Source organism: Achromobacter sp. 1011811831, from assembly GCF_059760905.1.
On record NZ_JCBANG010000073.1, the window covers coordinates 17,707 to 34,291 of the forward strand.

Annotated in this window: 13 protein-coding genes; 5 read left to right on the forward strand and 8 right to left on the reverse strand. The window is 64.5% G+C overall.

Features of this window, described 5'->3' with window-relative positions; all coding sequences use genetic code 11:
- Positions 1-743: 743 nt before the first annotated feature.
- The 3 genes from AC6LJ9_RS22960 to AC6LJ9_RS22970 all read right to left on the reverse strand — a co-directional run bounded on the left by AC6LJ9_RS22960 (position 744) and on the right by AC6LJ9_RS22970 (position 3,179).
- Positions 744-1,535, reverse strand: coding sequence for a hypothetical protein (locus tag AC6LJ9_RS22960; protein ID WP_498149342.1), 792 nt, complete (start codon positions 1,533-1,535; stop codon positions 744-746).
- A gap of 109 nt (positions 1,536-1,644) precedes the next feature.
- Complete coding sequence (locus AC6LJ9_RS22965; protein WP_498149343.1) at positions 1,645-2,067, reverse strand: hypothetical protein; 423 nt, start codon at positions 2,065-2,067, stop codon at positions 1,645-1,647.
- A 176-nt stretch (positions 2,068-2,243) separates the two neighbouring features.
- The gene (locus tag AC6LJ9_RS22970) at positions 2,244-3,179 is read right to left on the reverse strand and encodes a hypothetical protein (RefSeq protein ID WP_498149344.1); all 936 of its coding nucleotides are present in this window, start codon (positions 3,177-3,179) and stop codon (positions 2,244-2,246) included.
- Between the two features lie 354 nt (positions 3,180-3,533).
- Here AC6LJ9_RS22970 and AC6LJ9_RS22975 point away from each other — a divergent pair, with 354 nt between their 5' ends.
- Positions 3,534-3,689, forward strand: coding sequence for a hypothetical protein (locus AC6LJ9_RS22975; RefSeq protein ID WP_498149345.1), 156 nt, complete (start codon positions 3,534-3,536; stop codon positions 3,687-3,689).
- 254 nt (positions 3,690-3,943) lie between these two features.
- Here the strand turns inward: AC6LJ9_RS22975 and AC6LJ9_RS22980 are convergent, their stop codons facing one another.
- Positions 3,944-4,420: a GNAT family N-acetyltransferase gene (locus AC6LJ9_RS22980; RefSeq protein WP_498149346.1), complete on the reverse strand. Its 477-nt coding sequence runs from the start codon at positions 4,418-4,420 to the stop codon at positions 3,944-3,946.
- Positions 4,421-4,621: 201 nt separating this feature from the next.
- Between AC6LJ9_RS22980 and AC6LJ9_RS22985 the strand changes: the two genes are divergently transcribed.
- Positions 4,622-6,115 (forward strand): trypsin-like serine peptidase, encoded by a 1,494-nt coding sequence (locus tag AC6LJ9_RS22985; RefSeq protein WP_498149347.1) that lies wholly within the window; start codon positions 4,622-4,624, stop codon positions 6,113-6,115.
- 35 nt (positions 6,116-6,150) lie between these two features.
- Entirely contained in the window at positions 6,151-7,278 is a 1,128-nt protein-coding gene (locus AC6LJ9_RS22990; RefSeq protein ID WP_498149348.1) for a hypothetical protein, read from the forward strand.
- Positions 7,279-7,329: 51 nt separating this feature from the next.
- Here AC6LJ9_RS22990 and AC6LJ9_RS22995 read toward each other — a convergent pair whose 3' ends face one another.
- The 4 genes from AC6LJ9_RS22995 to AC6LJ9_RS23010 form a co-directional block, all read right to left on the reverse strand.
- A complete protein-coding gene (locus AC6LJ9_RS22995) occupies positions 7,330-8,631 on the reverse strand; it encodes a UDP-N-acetylglucosamine 1-carboxyvinyltransferase (protein WP_498149349.1) in 1,302 nt (433 codons plus the stop codon).
- Positions 8,632-8,810: 179 nt separating this feature from the next.
- Positions 8,811-10,133 carry a PDDEXK-like family protein gene (locus AC6LJ9_RS23000; protein WP_498149350.1) on the reverse strand — a complete coding sequence of 441 codons (1,323 nt, stop codon included), beginning with the start codon at positions 10,131-10,133 and terminating at the stop codon, positions 8,811-8,813.
- Positions 10,134-10,210: 77 nt separating this feature from the next.
- The gene (locus tag AC6LJ9_RS23005) at positions 10,211-10,729 is read right to left on the reverse strand and encodes a hypothetical protein (protein WP_498149351.1); all 519 of its coding nucleotides are present in this window, start codon (positions 10,727-10,729) and stop codon (positions 10,211-10,213) included.
- Positions 10,730-10,802: 73 nt separating this feature from the next.
- Positions 10,803-11,708, reverse strand: coding sequence for a LysR family transcriptional regulator (locus AC6LJ9_RS23010; protein WP_498149352.1), 906 nt, complete (start codon positions 11,706-11,708; stop codon positions 10,803-10,805).
- Positions 11,709-11,822: 114 nt separating this feature from the next.
- On the opposite strand from AC6LJ9_RS23010, the gene AC6LJ9_RS23015 reads away from it, so the two are divergent.
- On the forward strand, positions 11,823-12,704 hold the full coding sequence (locus AC6LJ9_RS23015) for an NmrA family NAD(P)-binding protein (RefSeq protein ID WP_498149353.1): 882 nt from the start codon (positions 11,823-11,825) through the stop codon (positions 12,702-12,704).
- 594 nt (positions 12,705-13,298) lie between these two features.
- Positions 13,299-16,585: beta strand repeat-containing protein (locus AC6LJ9_RS23020; protein ID WP_498149354.1), on the forward strand; the 3,287-nt coding region annotated here is incomplete at its 3' end.

Here is a 16,585-nt window from a genome sequence, read left to right on the forward strand (position 1 = left end):
TGCTCGCGGCTATTGTGCCCACGCATGGCCGATGCAGTTCGTTCGTGGTTCGGCACAAGGTGAGCTCCAATTTTTAACGATTGCCAGGAGCAGAAATGCCATGCGGCCATGGCCGATCGTGTCTTGGAGTAAATCCCCCAGGATTCGACAACGATTGAGTTTTGCTATTCCAGACCGTTATCGCAGCGAATGGCCACTGGTCTTTGACGCCAACCGATGATTCTCTTATGGGTACGAATCACGCGCTCAGATGGGAGCAAGAAGTTGACCCCCCCTGCCCAATGCTCCTCGGTTGAAGTCATCGATCACGTTTAGCATTCGGATGCCATGCCCATTGGCGAGCTTGGTCATGCATGAGGTCCATCTCGCCCACGCCTGGTTCACGTCGATGTGTGCCGTCAAAGGCGCGGGTACTTGCTTTCCGGACTAGCCGTTTGCGCAGCTCGATTCGTCGGTTCAACTCGAGTTGGCGGCAGACCCGGGACATACTCTTGTGATTCCAGTCGAAATCTCGGGCATTGCGGAAATATGGAAAGCACAGGTCAGGGCCACCGCAAGGCAGGCTTCAATGCGCTTGATAGCTTCGACAATCTAGCTGTCTGTGAGTCTCGACTTCTTAGCAAAGCAATCCCTCAACGAGAGCATGCCGCTGCTTGGCCGCGACGCTCTCACAGAGGAGATATCGAAGCGGGTGGCGGGGTTTTATCGTTCTTTCTACCGTCACCCGGCCTCCGAGTAGAGCGCTATGTCGCCCTGGTCCGCAGGCTGCTACGTTCCTCTTCCGTCAACTCCAGCCGCAGCACCCCCCCATCCAGCAAGAAAGGCACACTACCATCAGCAGGCAGCGCGGCAAGCGCTTCATGTTCTTCACGGTCCAGATAGAACGGCTCCTCACCCTTCTGGAATGCACTCGCGAAGTCGCGCTCCTTGCCATCGATATGGCAGGAGAAGTTGATGATCGTCTTGCCGAAAACCTTTCTTTCGTTCTTGATCGTCGCCTTGATCCCGGAAAGCATAACCAGCTTGCCTTGCAAGGTCCTGGTCGCGCTGTTTTTCCTGCCGGTCAGCAGAAGCACGACACCCGCTCCGAGCAGCAAGCCCGAGAAAAGCACCATGACCGCAATCCGGTTCCAGAGCATGTCCAGGCCGATATCCAGCGTGGCCAACTCGGGATTGGAAGCCGACCGGACGACTTCGGCACTGAAGTCGCCCGAATGGAAGGTCACGAACGAGAGATCCAGGGTGTGCTGATAGCGGCGCTTTTCCACGGCATAGCCGACATCGGCGGTGCAGTTGTAGAAAATCCCCTTGCGGACCTTGCAGATGGCATTGCGCATCGTCGCGTTTTCGACAACGACTGGATCATTCTGGATCTGCCAGTCCCGCCATATGCCGGGCCCCTGCAGCCAGATGAAGAGGAAGGCGCCGGCCGCCAGCATCGCGGCCAGTACGTAGCTTAGAAGAATTGACGGCGCGCCCGTACGGAGCACTTTTATCTGGCGTTTCGGAAATTCAAGATTCTGCGTATGTGTCATCGGGTTCGTCGCGTCCCGGTTGCGGGACGCGGTGGTTCATTGAGCCCAAAATTGGGCGATCGGGAGTTTACACCGGGCAAATATCCATTTTTTTCCGGAAATCGGCCAGTCAGGCGCTGTGAAAAATGGCTGTCGTGTCCACGATTTCCGTGGACTCGATAATGTCGGCAAATTGTTGCGATAGCCGATCCAGAAAATCCTCCTGGTGGCGCATCAGGCAGTCGCTCGAACAGGGGATGCTGCCATTCTGGTCCAGCAGGACGAGCCTGTTCTGCCGGTTGTTGATGCTGGGAAACATCAGCAGCTTGGTGTGCCGGGTTGGCCACTTGAAGAGGGCCAGTTGGCCGCTGGGCAGGTACTCCCAGCATTCGAATCGATGCTCGCGGACGGAAGTGTGTATTTTCTTCCAAAGATTGCTGGCGTTGCTTGTATTTAGAATAATCATTGAACAATGGTGCTCCCATAATCCGGGAGCAATTATAGGTGGATGTGAAAGTAGCGCCCTCTTGTCGTTCAGGGCCTTGATTTCCATGGGTTTCTGTCCCGGAAACGCGATTGCGGGCGTCGCCGTGGCAGGCCATAACGGTGGGAGAGGCAGCCATGGCGGCTGCGAATGGGATTTTTCGGCCGGAATATATATCGCCCAGCACAAATGGCTGGGCGATATGTCGCAAGTGTTGACGCGCGGACAGGGCCTGGTTTCTGGCCCTACTTGGCCGGAGCGCGCGGGGGCGTTACGACTTGATCCGTCGCTATAAAGTTGAATTCGAAGTCTTGAGTCGGATCAGTCGGAACGGTGATCCGAATGATGGGCACAAACAAGCCCGTCTGCTGGTAGTAGTTTCGCTGGCTGGTTTGCGAATTCATCAATCCCAGCCCCGGATTTCTGGAGTCGATGCGATAGAAAAACGACTGAATGGGCAGATCGGCGGGATTGGCGGGCCAATTGTCGATGCTGATTCGAAGTTCGTTCCTCTCATTGAAGAAGTCCGTTCCCATCAACTGCTGCGCGTATAGCGCCTGCTGGAACGAGTAAGCAGTCTGCTCGTTGGAATGCATGCGTTCATCAAAGGCGCATTGATAGAACCAGGGCTGCGAGGGGGCATTCCTGTAGTGCGCAATCCATTGTTGCGCGGTGTGGATGCCTTGTTCCTGGCACATTCCGCTTTCATTTGGGAAGCGCTGCGAGGCGCCACAGCCGGAAAGCCCGCGCCAGTTGCTCCAGGCATCCCGCGGAAATGCGCAGAGGACCTGCATGGTGTGCTTCTTGGTCGGAGAGGCATACTGGCCGAACAAGGGGAATACCGTGTATCCGCTTTCTCCCAGATCGGAGAATTTTGAATCTCGCCGGATATAAGAAAACGAGACACCATTTGAACGCCTGTCATCGGGGGATAGATCCCAGACATTCCAGGTCGATCCCGGCGTGGCGACCCGGATCATGATGCCCGAGCACAGAAAGGCAGGCCGTCCTGAGCCGCCGCAGTCCTGGACGGTATCGGCGTAGAGCTCCCACATGTCTCGTCCTGTGTGATGCGAAGCGGCAATGGCGGCCTTCGCCGATTCAGGCGCTTTCGCGGTAGCAATCGTCGGGGGAACAAAAAAAATCAAGGCTCCCAACAGGGAGATCAGATGTCGCATCATGAGATTCCTTTCTTGTCTGTGTCGTTGGAAAGCGCGCCTTGCCAGGACGAGTGGATTGATCGTCCGGGTGCCTGCAGGGTTGTTTCAGGGCGCGAGCATTCAATGTATTGAGGACAACAGAGTGCGACGCTGGAGCTTGGTCCGCTTCCTTTGACTTTTGACGTGGGTTGGATATATGTATGGCGGCCGTTTGGAAATCCGGTACGGCAGGCCGGTTTTTCCCGGCCCCGGCAATACGCGGCCAGGATTCGCTACTACAAAGCAGATCGCCGGTATTTCACAGGCCGCAAGCCGCGATCCCGGATAGGGTACCGAGAACATCCATTCTCATTCCTTACCCAAGCGGGAGATGTCATGGAGGCGATTGCACTTGTGGGCTGCATCGCCACCTCGATTGCGACGGCATGGCTGGTTGTGTTCGTGCCGTCGCCTTACGAGATCGTGGTGGCGTTGTGCGGGAGCGGCGTCAGCGTGCTGCTGCTTGTCTTGTCCCTGTGCATCGACGAATGACGCGCTTATCCGGAGGCCAGATGAATGCTTGCCAGCAATGCCTGCTACTGAGTGGGCAACCTGCTTCAACGGCGCCGCACCCGAGCCTGGTGCATCGGGCAACCGTGCACCGGGGTGCGGGTTATGGGCGTCAGAAAATGGGAACGATATGGCTGTGTGTCGAATGCGGTTCGACCATGCGGCAAAGCACCCGGCAAGACACGGAGTTTCCCGATGCGTGGCATTTCGGCGCGGACGGCTAGGTCCGCGTTGCGCTATGCCTGCGCGGGTGCAGCGCGCAATTCCTTTTCCATGAACACGCTCAGCGGATCCGGCCGGTAATCCGCGTACGGCTCGCGTTCTGCGTAACCCGCCTTGCGGTACAAACCCAGCGCCGCGTGGCTTTCCACGCCGGTTTCCAGCCGCAGCCAGCGCACGCCCGATTCGCGGGCCCGCGTTTCCAGCCCCTGCAGCATCAGGCGCGACAATCCCATGCCGCGCGCCGGCGGCTCCACCCACATGCGCTTGACCTCGGCCCAGTCGCCATGCAGCACGATGGCGCCGGTACCGACCGCCTGCCCGTCGGCGTCGCGCGCGACGTGGAACAGCACGGCCGGATCGCGCAGCGCCTCCAGCGGCAGGTGGTGATTGCTTTTCGGCGGGTAGAGGCGGTCGGACTCGGCCTCGCCGTTGCGCAGCATGGCGGCGACGGCGGGCTGCGCGGGATCTTCCTGGGCGATGCGAAAGGACATGGGCGGCGGGGAACCAGGCTAGGAACGAAGAGAGGAACCAATGTTGCGCGCGCAAGGCGCGCCAGGGCAGGGGATATGAACTCCCGAATAGACTTTTGCAACATGCTCTGGGTATAAAGACGCCAATTGCTGTGCCTGCCTCGCCTGTTCCCACAGAAGGCTTCGGATCTCGACCAATGACGTGATTCAGGAGTTAGGCCCATGAAGCGCATACCCGCCTCCAAAGGCATGCCGGCATTTTCCCCAGAGCGGCCCAGGGCCGCCCGCCGCGAGCGCGGCCGGGCCTGGTCCATCACGGGCCTGCCCGGCCTGGTCCTGCTGGCCGTGAGCGGCATCGTCAGCGAGCCGGCATGCGCGCAGCCTGCCGGCCCGGCCAGCCGCGATATCCAGGCGGGCATGGCGGGCGGCCTGGCGGGCCGCGACGCGACGCTGGTGCGCCTGGACAAGGGCAGCGGCCAGCTGCGCGAGATCGATCTGCGCGGACGGGCGCCCGGCGCGGCGCCGGCATTGCCCGCCGCTCCGGCCGCCCCGGCTTCGGCCTTGTCGCCCGCCGCCTACGGCCGCGTGCCGACCGGCATCGACTGGAACATGGGCGTGAACGGCGCGATCGGCAAGATCGTCGCGCAGCTCGGGCCGCTGGCGGCCGACATGGTGCCTTGCGAGGACGGGGCCAAGCCCGGCGATGTGCTGCTGAAGACGGCGAAGTCCTTCCTGCTGCCCTGGTGCGTCAAGAACCGGAAGACCGGATCCGGCGCCGCGCCCGGCAAGGCCGCTCCCGACGCGAAGCAGCGCTTCGACGACTATACGAAGCGCTGCGGCGGCACGATCGGCGAGATGGCGGCCAGCATCCGCCGCGATCAGGACGGCTTCCAGCAGGTCAGCCCCGAGCTGACGCAACGCTACATCGCCTGTTCGGCCGGGCTGCGCGACCTGCCCGCGGGACAGCGGGAATGGATGGAGCGGCGGCTGTTCGTCATCGGCATCGCGCCCTATGCCGATGCCGGCCTGGTCCTGCCCTGCACGGGCCTGGCCCTGCGCGCGGATCTCATCGTCACGGCCCGGCATTGCTTCTTTCCGCAGGATGCCGCCGGCCGGCGCATGACCGGCGTGGCGCCATCGGTGGTCCGAGCCTATTCCGTGAGCCGACCCGGCGTCTTCGCCCAGGCCAGCGACGTGCTGGACGTGGATGGCGCCTCCCTGTCCGCGCGTTCCGCCGCCGACTACGACGGGCGCGCGGACATCGCCTTCATCCGGCTCGCCGCGCCCGCGGACCTGGGCAACACCGCGAACGCGCAGGTGGCGGCCGCGCTGCCCGATGGCGGCGACGCGGTCACCGATCTGGTCGTGCCTGGCTTCCATGGCGAACTGGCGGGCAACATCGCCAAGCGCATCGCGCAGGGCGGCGGAGACGATGTGCGCTACGACAACTCGGGCGGCTGCATGATGGTGCGCTTCAAGAACGCCAGCTGCTATGCGCACAGCTGCCAGACGGGGCCGGGCGTCAGCGGCGCGCCGGTATTGAAATTCCAGGAAGAGGCGGGCGGCGTGCGCGCCTACCTGCTCGGCATCCACACGGGCGCGGGCAGCGCCGAAAGCGCCTGCCAGGGCGTGGCGGACAAGAAGACCGCGTTCCTGTGGAGCCAGGCCGCGGTCAACCTGGCGGAATTTCCGGTGGGCAAGCTGTTTGAAAAATGAAGACAACGCGAATCAACGCGCATGGGAGAGGGAAGATGGACAAGACGGTGAGGCGTGGCGCGGGGCTGGTCCTGGCGCTGGGGATGCTTGCGGGTTGCGCGGGGCCGGCGGCCAAGGACGGCGGGGATGCGTCCGCGCCGCCCAGGGCGCCGGGCGCGGCGCGCGCCTTCCTGCTGGATAGCTGCCCGCTGGATCCGGCGATCGGCAAGGAATCGATCCTGTTGCCGGTCCTGCTGGCGCCCTTGATCAAGAGCGCGGCGGCCAGCGCGATCGATGCGGGCTACGACTATTTCCTCAAGGTCATGAGCGAGCGCCAGCGCCAGCTCACCGCGTCGACCACATTCCAGGCGACGGGCAATTTCTACGCGCTGGAAAAACCGTCCGCCGGCCAGCAGGGCGAGTTCTACCGGATGCCGCTCAAGTGTCTGGTGCTCGTGCGCGAGGCGGACGCGGAGCCGGCGCTGAGCCCCGAGCTGCGGGAAGTCTGGGACATCAACAAGGAGAAGATCAACGGCGCGCTGGCCATCGCGAAGGCGGGCTACGCCTTGCAGCGCGCGCCGACCTTCTATGCCGAGCTGAAGATCCGCTACCTGACGCTGACCGTGCCGGCGCAGGCCTTGCAGGACGAAACCGGCAAGCCGCTGCTGGACCGCGCGGGCAAGGCGGTGGTCCTGCCTGAACCGATGGAGGTGCCCATCGAGTTCGAGGTCAAGCCGGTGCGCGTCTTCTACGGCCAGTCGGGCGCGCTTCGCAATCCTGGCGACAAGAAGCGCCTGACCGTCAGCGTGGACCTGAGCGCCAAGGCGTTTGAAAACCAGAAGTGGACCAGCGCGGCGCTGCTGGCCAAGACCTTCGACCTGGGCATGGCCCGGGCCGGCGACTTCATTCCCGAATCCGAGCTGGCCGAGAAGGCCGGCGCGGTGGCGCCGATCCCGGCGCCGGGGCAGATGAAGCTGCGCGTGCCTTACGGCAAGGGTAATGCCTATGCCTACGCGCCGGACCTGGTGGGCACCACGGCCACCGCGATCCTGACGGAAAGCGAGGATGGTTCCGACATCGAGCGCTGGCTGTATGAAAAGGCCAAGGAAAAGCGCGACACCCTGACCGGCAAGGCCAAGGGCTGGGTGAACGACAGCGTGGACCGCAACACGGCCAAGGAATAGCGGCCGGTCGGCGGACGGCAGGGACCGGCGCTTGCGCCGGCCACGCCGTCGTCATTCCTCGTTGGCCCACTCCACCTGCACGCCCAGGCTGCGCAGGTTCTCGACGAAGCGCGGATGGGCGCGGCGGATCGGGGTGGCGTTGCGGATCTCGGAGCGGCCCTTGATGCTGCTGGCCACCATGAACAGCGCGATGGCCACGCGGATGATGTAGGGGCTCTCGACCACGGCAGGCGTCAGCGCATTGCCGCCGAAGGTGACCACGCGGTGCGGATCCGACGAGAACACGTGGGCGCCGAACTTGGACAGCTCGCCGGTCCAGCCCAGCGCGCCGTCATAGACCTTGTTCCAGAACATCGCGTTGCCCTCGGCGCACACGCCCAGCGCGATGAAGATGGGCAACAGGTCCACCGGGAAATACGGCCAGGGCGCGGCCTCGACCTTGGTCAGCACGTTGCTGGTGAAGGGCGTCTGCACCTTCAGCGGGCCGTCGCGCTGCGCGCGCGACCAGCCGTCCTTGTGCTCGATGCGCACGCCGAACTTGGCGAAGGTGCGATCGAGCAGCGGGAAATTGCCCGGCGTGCTGTTGCGCACCACCACGTCGCCGCCGGTGATCGCGCCCAGCGCCAGGAAGGTGGTGATCTCGTGGAAGTCTTCCTCGAACGTGAATTCGCCGCCCTTGAGCGCCGCACCGCCGCGCACCGCCAGCCGCGAGGTGCCGATGCCGTCGATGTCCGCGCCCATCATCGCCATGAAGCGGCAGAATTCCTGCACGTGCGGTTCCGACGCGGCGTTGGTCAGCGTCGATTCGCCTTGCGCGGCGGCCGCGCACAGCACGAAGTTCTCGGTGGTGGTCACCGAGGCATAGTCCAGCCAGTGATGGGTGGGGTGGAGCGGGCCGCTGCTGCGCACCAGCAGCGAGCCGTCGGCGCGTTCCACCTGGCCGCCGAAGGAGCGGAAGATGTCCACGTGCGGATCGATCTCGCGCACGCCCAGCGTGCAGCCCTTGACGTTGTCCTCCAGCCGCGCCACGCCGAAGCGCGCCAGCAGCGGCGGCACCAGCATGATGGACGAGCGCATTTCCTCGGGCAGCCGGTGCACGGCGGCGTCGAAGCGCGTGTCGCGATGGTGCAGGTCCAGCACGCGGGTGGTTTCGTCCAGCTTCACCTGGCTGCCCAGGGCGCGGAAGATGTCCAGGATCTTGCGCACGTCGGTGATGTCCGGCACGCCGTTCAGCCGCAGCGGCTGATCGGTCAGCAGCGTGGCGCACAGGATGGGCAGGACCGCGTTCTTGTTTGCGGAAGGAACGACGCGGCCGCGCAGGGGCGTGCCGCCGTGGACGATGAGGTTGGACATGGGGGAAGGCGGGTAAGGCGTTGGGGAAAGCTGCCCGGGGATTGTAACGTCGGCGCGGCCGCCCGCCGGGGCGGGAAGGATTGCCAAAGGTGTCAGGCTACGAGCTTTTGCGACACGCCCGCAGCTGCGGGACGCCTGTGCCAGCGGCACAGGCGTGTCTCCATGTCCGGGCGTCTTCGTCAGCCCCGGATGATTCCGCTCTTGCGCGCGGCGGCGATGGCGTTGTCTATCTCGGCGGCGAACTGCCTTGCCTTGCCGATGGCGTCGGCCGTGTTGAGCTTGCTGGCCAGGACCAGGCGCCGATACTCGCTGCCTCCGAACTTGTCCAGGCCCGGAAAGACCTTCGCCATGTGCTGGCGCAGCGCTTCGACGTCGCAATTGTCCTTGTGGAACTGGCCCGTCACCCAGATCAGCCTGATGGTGAATCGCGTGTTGGCTTCGTCACTTTGAGTATCGCGCCGCACGTTCAGGAAAATTGGCCAGTATCCATCGGCCATGAGCGATTCCATCTCAGCCGTGGCGAAGCGCAGCCAGGTCCGGCTGTATTCCACCTCGTCGTGCTTGACCTGCGGCAGGGTCTTGCGCAGTCCGACCCGCACGGACGCGATGCCCCGGGACTGGACCAGGTGGTCGCACAGCTGGCGGTTCTGCTGGATGAACAGCAGCAGTTCGCCCGTTTGGTCCCCAAACGTCGTTGGCGTCCACTCCGTGGGCTGGACCTTTCTCTGCAGGCGGATCGCTTCGACGACGGCTTCATGCTGGGAAGCAAGTTCCGCGGCAAGCTCGTTGACCTGCTTTTCGTTTGGACTCTGCCACCCAGTCTGCTTCTGGCAATACGCCATGAGCAACTGGGCTGCTTCGTTGTTGCGCTCCAGATGTAATCGGGCCCGGTTGGCCGATGCTTCGAGCCAGCCGTAGTCGAGCAGGGCCCATTTGTTGCCCAACGATTTCAGATGCTCTTCGGGATAGTCCGCGAGGTCGCGGTCGACGACGATATAGGCGAACTGATAATCGGAGAAGACCCGGCGATTGCTGATCTGCTGCGACACGGCCGCATAGTAGTCGCTGAGCTGTGTTTCGGTCAGAGAGGCTCCGGCCTTGTTTTCGATCGTGACGATGATCTTGTTGCCGGGATCGATAAGGAACAGGTCCAGGCGGCCCCGTCTCGTGTCAGCGGTGGTGAGGCTGAATTCCCGGGCGATGAAGGCAGAGCCGAAACTTGACGTGCGGATTTTTCCTGGCGTCCACGTTTCGAAGAAGATCTTGTTGGCGAACTTGTTCGTTTCCTGCCCGGCCTCGTAGGCCGCGATCAGGAAATCCTTGATCACCGCATCGCCCTGGCCGTGGCCTTCATTGGGATGCAGGCACCAGGCCAGCATGTCGGAGTGCTGTGTTTCGGTCAGCGAGACGACGTCCAGGAAGTCGTCGGAAATCTTGACGCGCTCGATCAGGTCTACCAGTCGCTTGTCGGACAGAAACGCATACAGATCATTCGGTGTCATGGGAGTGTCATTCCGGCTGTGGAGGCATGGTTGCGATGGGCCGCAACCTGTTACCTACGGCGGCAATGACGCGTTCTTTAGGGCTTGGGATGCGTCCAGCAGAACCACCGCAACACGGGCTCCGAACCCTGCGCGTCCGGGTCGTCATGCTCGAATCCCACTTCCACGCCGCCCTCCGTCAGCGCCACGAAGGCATAAGGCGGCGAATACGGCCGGATCGAGCGGATGCCGATGCCCAGCGCCGCCGCTGCCGCCTCGAACTGCGCCAGCGACGTGCCCTCGCGCAGCGGGCCGGGATCGGCGAGTTTCAGCGGTCCGCCGTCGGGCGCGCCGCGCCGGCCGCTGAAGCTGTCCACGAACAGCGTCGTCAGCTCGGTCGGCGCGGCGAAATGGAATTCCACGTCGCCATAGGCCACGATCAGCGGGAAGCAGCGCGCGTCGCCCGCGACATAGGCGCGGTCCAGGTCGCCGGGGGCGTAGGCCTCTTCCGGCGCGCCCAGCGCCAGGAACACGTCCTCGGGCGTGCAGTGGACCGTGGGCGTGCAGGGACCGAAGGCGCCCAGGCGCAGGAAGTCGAGCAGGGAGATGGGTGTCATGCAAGGAGGTGCGGGCTTTGGGTCCGGCGCGGGTTCGAGGTTCGGGATGAGGATGGCGGGCTGGCGCCTTGCTTCAAGCGCCGGCCGCCGCCTGCGCGGATTCTACGATCTGTCCGCGCAGCCAGGCATGGGCGGGATCGTCCTGGAAGCGCTCGTGCCAGATCATGGCCGGTGACAGCGGCGGCATGGGCAGGGGCAGGTCCACGACTTGCAACGCCAGCGTGGCCGCCAGCCGCCGCGCCAGTCGCCCGGGCAGCGTCAGCGCCATGTCGCTGTCCGCCGTCATCATGGCGGCGGCCAGGAAGTGGGGCACGCGCAGCGCCACGCGCCGTGTCAGGCCGCGCGCCGACAGGGCCGCGTCCACGGGGCTCGCGCCCACGCCGGAGATGGTGACGACGATGTGGCGCAGCGCCAGGTAGCCATCCAGGTCCAGGTCGGCGGCGTCGGGATGACCGGCGCGCAGCACGCAGGCCAGCCGGTCTTCGTACAGCGCACGCCTGTACAGGCTGGCGGGCAGCGCGTCGAACACGCCCACGGCCAGGTCCACGGCGCCGTCGGCGACCCGGCGGACGTTGTCGCCGGCGGGCTGGGCGATGTCCAGGTCCAGTCCGGGCGCCAGTCGCGCGAACCGCGCCATCAATCCCGGCACGATCAGCAGCGCCAGGTGGTCGTGCGCGGCAAGGGTGTAGCGGCCCGAGGCCGTGGCCGGATTGAAGGACGGCGGCGAAACGATGGCGCGGGCGGATTCCAGCAGGCGGCTGACCGGGCCGGCCAGCTGTTGGCCCCGGGGCGTGAGTTCCAGCCCGTGCTGGCCGCGCGCCACCAGGCGGTCGTCGAGCATGGCCCTCAGCCGGCCCAGGGCGCGGCTGGCGGCGGGCTGGCTCAGCCCGAGACGCAGGCCGGCGCGCGTGACGCTGCGCTCCTGGGCCAGCGCGTCGAGGAACTTCAGCAGGTTCAGGTCGATGGAATTCAAATCCATTTAATGCATGTCCATTATGCACTTCATGCCATGGACGCATGGTAGCGCAGCCCGCAAGCTTCAGGCTTTCCCTGACCTGGAGTTTCAAGAATGAGCAATACGCTGCCTTATGCCGTGTTCGGCGCCACCGGCCGCACCGGAGCCGCCGCGGCCGACGCGCTGCTGCGCGCGGGTTTGCCCGTGCGCGTGGTGCTGCGTGATCCCGCCAGCGGCGGGGCCTGGGCCGCGAGCGGCGCCGAGATCGTTCAGGCCGACCTGACCGATGAGAATGCCATGACGCGTGCCTTAACGGGCGTGCGCGGCGCCTATGTCGTCAGCCCGCAGCAGTACGGGCGCGACGATCTGTTCGAACTTGCCGACCGGATCGCCCAGACCGTGGCGCGCGCCGCCGTGACCGCCCGCGTGCCCAAGCTGGTTGCGTTGTCTTCGGTCGGCGCCGATCTTGCCAGCGGCAGCGGCTGGATACGGATGAACCGGATGCTTGAACAGCGCCTGCTGGCCAGCGGGATCCCGGCGACGTTCGTTCGGGCGGCCTATTTCATGGAGAACTGGACGCCGATGATTGGACAGGCCGTCGCCACGGGCACGCTGCCATCGTTCCTGTCCCCAGGCGGACGGCGCATCCCGATGGTGGCGGCGGCCGACGTGGGCCGGGCCGGCGCGGAGTTCCTGTCTCAGCAATGGACCGGCGCGCGCGCCATCACCGTGTCCGGGCCGCGGCCTTATTCGCCGGAAGACGTGGCCGCGGCGTTGGCCGCCGAATTGGGCAAGCCGTTGCGGCTCGACGTGCTGGCGCAGGCCGGCTGGGCCGGGGCGATGGCGGGGGCGGGCTTTTCACCAGCGGCGCTGACAGGATTCATCGAGATGACGCGCGGTCTGAACAGCGGGCATATCGGCATGGATACGGATCCTGCCGCGGAGCATTGGGCGGGATCGATCCCGCTGGCACAGACCGTGGGCGGCATGGCGCGGGCGGTTCGCGGCGCGTCGACCTGAGCGTGTCAGCGCTGCCCGTGCCTGCCGGAATTGGCCGGGCATGGGCGTTGCCATCATTGTCAATGAGCCACGGGGCGGATTTACGGGACTGCCTATTGGCTGGACTGTTTTTTTGATAATCCTGAATAATTTGCCGGAGGTGATATTCGAGTGAGGGTAATAATCGCAAGGAAAATTCCTGCGTGTGGAGACATCAGGGACGGTGGCAGGGCCTCGGAAGGGCGGGGTTTTTTTCCATTCCTGATCGCACTTTATGGTGGAAAATCTGATTTCGTCCGACAAACGACGGCGTAAGCCTGGGCGCTCGAAGAAGTATTCCTATCCGAGTTTCGGGTTATTCAGTAGTAATTTTGTTGAGATGATTGAATTAATAATAAGAATATTATTTTCCTGTCTCCGTTCTATTGATTGGTGTTCATGTCGCATGCCAAAGTTAATCAAAGATCGCATTTTGTTTTTTATTAACTATTTCCCCCCTGAATTGTTCCGCGGAGATTTCTCGCGAATCCGGCAGCGTCGACTCGCCACCGGGTAGGCGCGCTGCGCGCGCCGATTCGCCTGCCTCCCCGGTTCATCGTCGGGCTGGAGGCTGGCATGCAAGTACGGAAGCAGTCGTTTGTCATGGCGCCGCGACGCCTGAGCGTGCTGATCGGCGCGGCCTTGTTCGGCGGCTTGCCCGGTCCGCTTGCCCATGCCGCCTGTGTCACTACCGGCGTCACCACCATCTGCGATACCAGCGCGCCCAATCCGTCGACCGGGAGAATAGGCGGCCAGGGCGCCGGCAGCCCGGCCAACCAGTCCGTGACGCTGCGGCCCGGCGCCCAGCTGACGGTGGGCAACACGCATGCCATCAGCCTGGGGGACAACGCGATCATCCTGCTCGAGGAAGGCGCGGTGGTGAGCAACAATGCCTTGGCGAACCCTCAGGTCACCGGAGGATGGGCGGCTGGCGGCAACACGATCGAATTCAACAGCGACGGCACTCTCACGATTTCGAAAGACGCGAAGGTCCAGGCGCTGGGCACCGATACGACGGGCGTGGCCATCCATGTCATGGGAGGCGGCAACACAATTCTGAACAAGGGACTGATCTCCGCCCGCAACGCGCCCGCCATCTGGTTCCAGGACCAGACGACAACTGCACCCAATTCGATCCACAACGGGGGCGTCATCGAGGCGGGCAATGGCATTACCAGCAACGTCATCGGCAACAGCGGCAGTGGCGATGTCGTCTTCATCAACGACGTTGGCGCCAGCGTACACGGTAGCCTGATCTTCGGTGCCGGCGACGATACGCTTGGACTGTATGCCGGTTCCACCATCAGCGGCAGCATCAATGGCGGAGGCGGCACCAACAACATGATTCTGCTCGGAGAGCCGAGCTCCAACGATACCTTGACAGGCGCCATCACCAATTTTCAGTCGCTGACTAAAATTGGAGAGGGCAAGTGGACTTTGACCGGAGCCATCGACAACGACAGCGGCGGCGCTGCGCTGACGGCCCAGATCGTGCAAGGAACGCTGGCCTTGACCGGCAACAGCAGCAACTTCAATGGCTCGATCAGGGTCCATCCGGACGCCACACTGGAAGCACGAGCGCAAAGCCTGCCGCCCATCTTGACCAACAACGGCCTGGTGCTGTTCAACCAGCCCGATGTCGGCAGCTATGCGGGCACGATCAGCGGCATCGGCCAAGTCGACAAGATGGGCGGGGGCGTCCTGACGCTGAGCGGGGCCAACACCTACGAGGGCGCGACGTACATTCAGGACGGTACTATCGCGGTGGGTGCAGACAACGCCTTGGGCGCCAGTATCGGCAACGTGATACTGAATGGCGGCGCGCTGGCGTTCAACAAGAGTTTCACCCTATCGAGCGGCCGAGGGGTCAGCGTGGCCGGCGGCAAGGGCACGCTCAGCGCCAATGCCGGCGTGACCGGCACGCTGACCCAGGTCGTTTCCGGCGACGGCGCCCTGACCAAGGACGGGGCGGGCACCATCGTGCTGACCAATAACGGCAACAGTTGGGCGGGCGGCACCTTCATCGCCGCCGGCACGCTGCAATTGGGCAATGGCGGCGTGTCCGGCAGCTTGCCAGGCGGATCGGCCGTCACCAACAATGGCACGCTGCTGCTGAACCGCGGCGGCTCGTTCAACCTCGGCAACCAGATATCCGGTTCGGGCGGCGTCAGCAAAATGGCCTCGGGCGTCGCCACCCTGACCGGCGACAATAGCTACGCCGGTCCCACGACGGTGATAGCCGGCACGCTGTATGTCAATGGCGTGCAAACCGGCAAGGGCGCGGCGTCGGTCGCCAGCGGCGCAACGCTGGGCGGCAAGGGCAGGCTGGGCGGCAATGTCACGATCCAGTCCGGCGGCACGCTGGCCCCGGGCGGGGCCGGCGCGGTGGCGGGCACGTTGACGATCGATGGGGACCTGACCCTGCAGGGCGGATCCTTGCTGTCGTATGCGCTGGGCCAGGCCGGCGTCGCGGGTGGCACGCTGAACGACCTGACCACCGTGGGCGGCAATCTGGCGCTTGGCGGCACGCTCAATGTGTCGACCTCGACCGGCGGCACCTTCGGTCCCGGCGTCTATCGGCTCTTCAACTACGGCGGCACGCGCAGCGGCTCGCTGACGCTGGGCACGATGTCCGTGTCAGGCAATTATTTCATCCAGACCTCGGTGGATAAGCAGGTCAACCTGGTCAACGCCGACGGGCTGACGCTGAACTACTGGGACGGCGATGCCGGGCCCAAGAACAACGGCCTGATCGATGGCGGTTCCGGCACCTGGAGGGCGGGCGGCGCGGGAACCAGCGACAACTGGGCGAATACCACCGGCATGGTCAACGCGGCCTGGAGCCAGGATGCGTTCGCCGTATTCACCGGACAGGGCGGCAGCGTGAGAGTGGACAGCTCCACTGCCCTCCAGGTCCAGGGCATGCAGTTTGCCGTGGACGGCTACGCCCTGGTCAACAACGCCGCGACGGACGCGTTGACGTTGGCGGGCTCGGCCGTATCCGGCGGCGGACCGAACGAGGCGGACGTCCGCGTCGGCGACGGCTCTGCCGGCGGCGCCGGCTACACGGCCAATGTCGCCGCCACGCTGGCGGGCGCGGCCAGGCTGGTCAAGACCGACCTGGGCACGCTGACGCTGTCAGGCGTCAATACCTACACCGGCGGCACCGCCGTCAAGAGCGGCACGCTGCAGGTATCGCAGAACCTCAATCTTGGCGCGGCGGCGGGCGCGCTGTCGCTGGACGGCGGCACGCTCGCCGCGACCGCGAGCTTCAGCACGGCGCGCGCCATCACGCTGGGCGTGGATAGCGGCATCAACGTGGTGGGCCGCGCCACCGATCTTGGCGTGACCAGCGCCATCGGTGGTAGCGGCGCGCTGACCAAGCTGGGCACGGGCGTGCTGACGCTGCAGGCGGACAATGGCTATGCCGGCGGCACGACGATCACGGCTGGCACACTGCAACTGGGCGCGGGCGGCGCGACGGGCAGCATTCTGGGCAACGTGGCCAACAACGGTGCGCTGGCGTTCAACCGCAACAATACCTACGTCTTCGGCGGCACCGTCAGCGGCATGGGCTCGGTCACGCAACAGGGCAACGGCGCCACGGTGCTGACGGCTGACAATACCTACACCGGCGGCACCACGATCTCGGCCGGCACCGTGCAGCTGGGCTCGGGCGCGGGCGGATCCACGGCCGGCGGCATTGTCGGCAACGTCGCCAACAACGGCAGCCTGATTTTCAATCGCAGCAATACCTATGCGCATGGGGGGGGCATCAGCGGTACCGGCTCGGTCACGCAACTGGGCAGCGGCACGACCGTCCTGACCGCCAACAATACCTACACCGGCGGCACCATGATCAC

Coding starts and splice junctions, on each gene's coding strand:
- AC6LJ9_RS23005 (WP_498149351.1), bottom strand. CDS start 10,729: ATGACACCCATCTCCCTGCTCGACTTCCTGCGCCTGGGCGCCTTCGGT.
- AC6LJ9_RS23010 (WP_498149352.1), bottom strand. CDS start 11,708: ATGGATTTGAATTCCATCGACCTGAACCTGCTGAAGTTCCTCGACGCG.
- AC6LJ9_RS22995 (WP_498149349.1), bottom strand. CDS start 8,631: ATGTCCAACCTCATCGTCCACGGCGGCACGCCCCTGCGCGGCCGCGTC.
- AC6LJ9_RS22965 (WP_498149343.1), bottom strand. CDS start 2,067: ATGGAAATCAAGGCCCTGAACGACAAGAGGGCGCTACTTTCACATCCA.
- AC6LJ9_RS22960 (WP_498149342.1), bottom strand. CDS start 1,535: ATGACACATACGCAGAATCTTGAATTTCCGAAACGCCAGATAAAAGTG.
- AC6LJ9_RS22975 (WP_498149345.1), top strand. CDS start 3,534: ATGGAGGCGATTGCACTTGTGGGCTGCATCGCCACCTCGATTGCGACG.
- AC6LJ9_RS22980 (WP_498149346.1), bottom strand. CDS start 4,420: ATGTCCTTTCGCATCGCCCAGGAAGATCCCGCGCAGCCCGCCGTCGCC.
- AC6LJ9_RS23000 (WP_498149350.1), bottom strand. CDS start 10,133: ATGACACCGAATGATCTGTATGCGTTTCTGTCCGACAAGCGACTGGTA.
- AC6LJ9_RS22970 (WP_498149344.1), bottom strand. CDS start 3,179: ATGATGCGACATCTGATCTCCCTGTTGGGAGCCTTGATTTTTTTTGTT.
- AC6LJ9_RS22985 (WP_498149347.1), top strand. CDS start 4,622: ATGAAGCGCATACCCGCCTCCAAAGGCATGCCGGCATTTTCCCCAGAG.
- AC6LJ9_RS22990 (WP_498149348.1), top strand. CDS start 6,151: ATGGACAAGACGGTGAGGCGTGGCGCGGGGCTGGTCCTGGCGCTGGGG.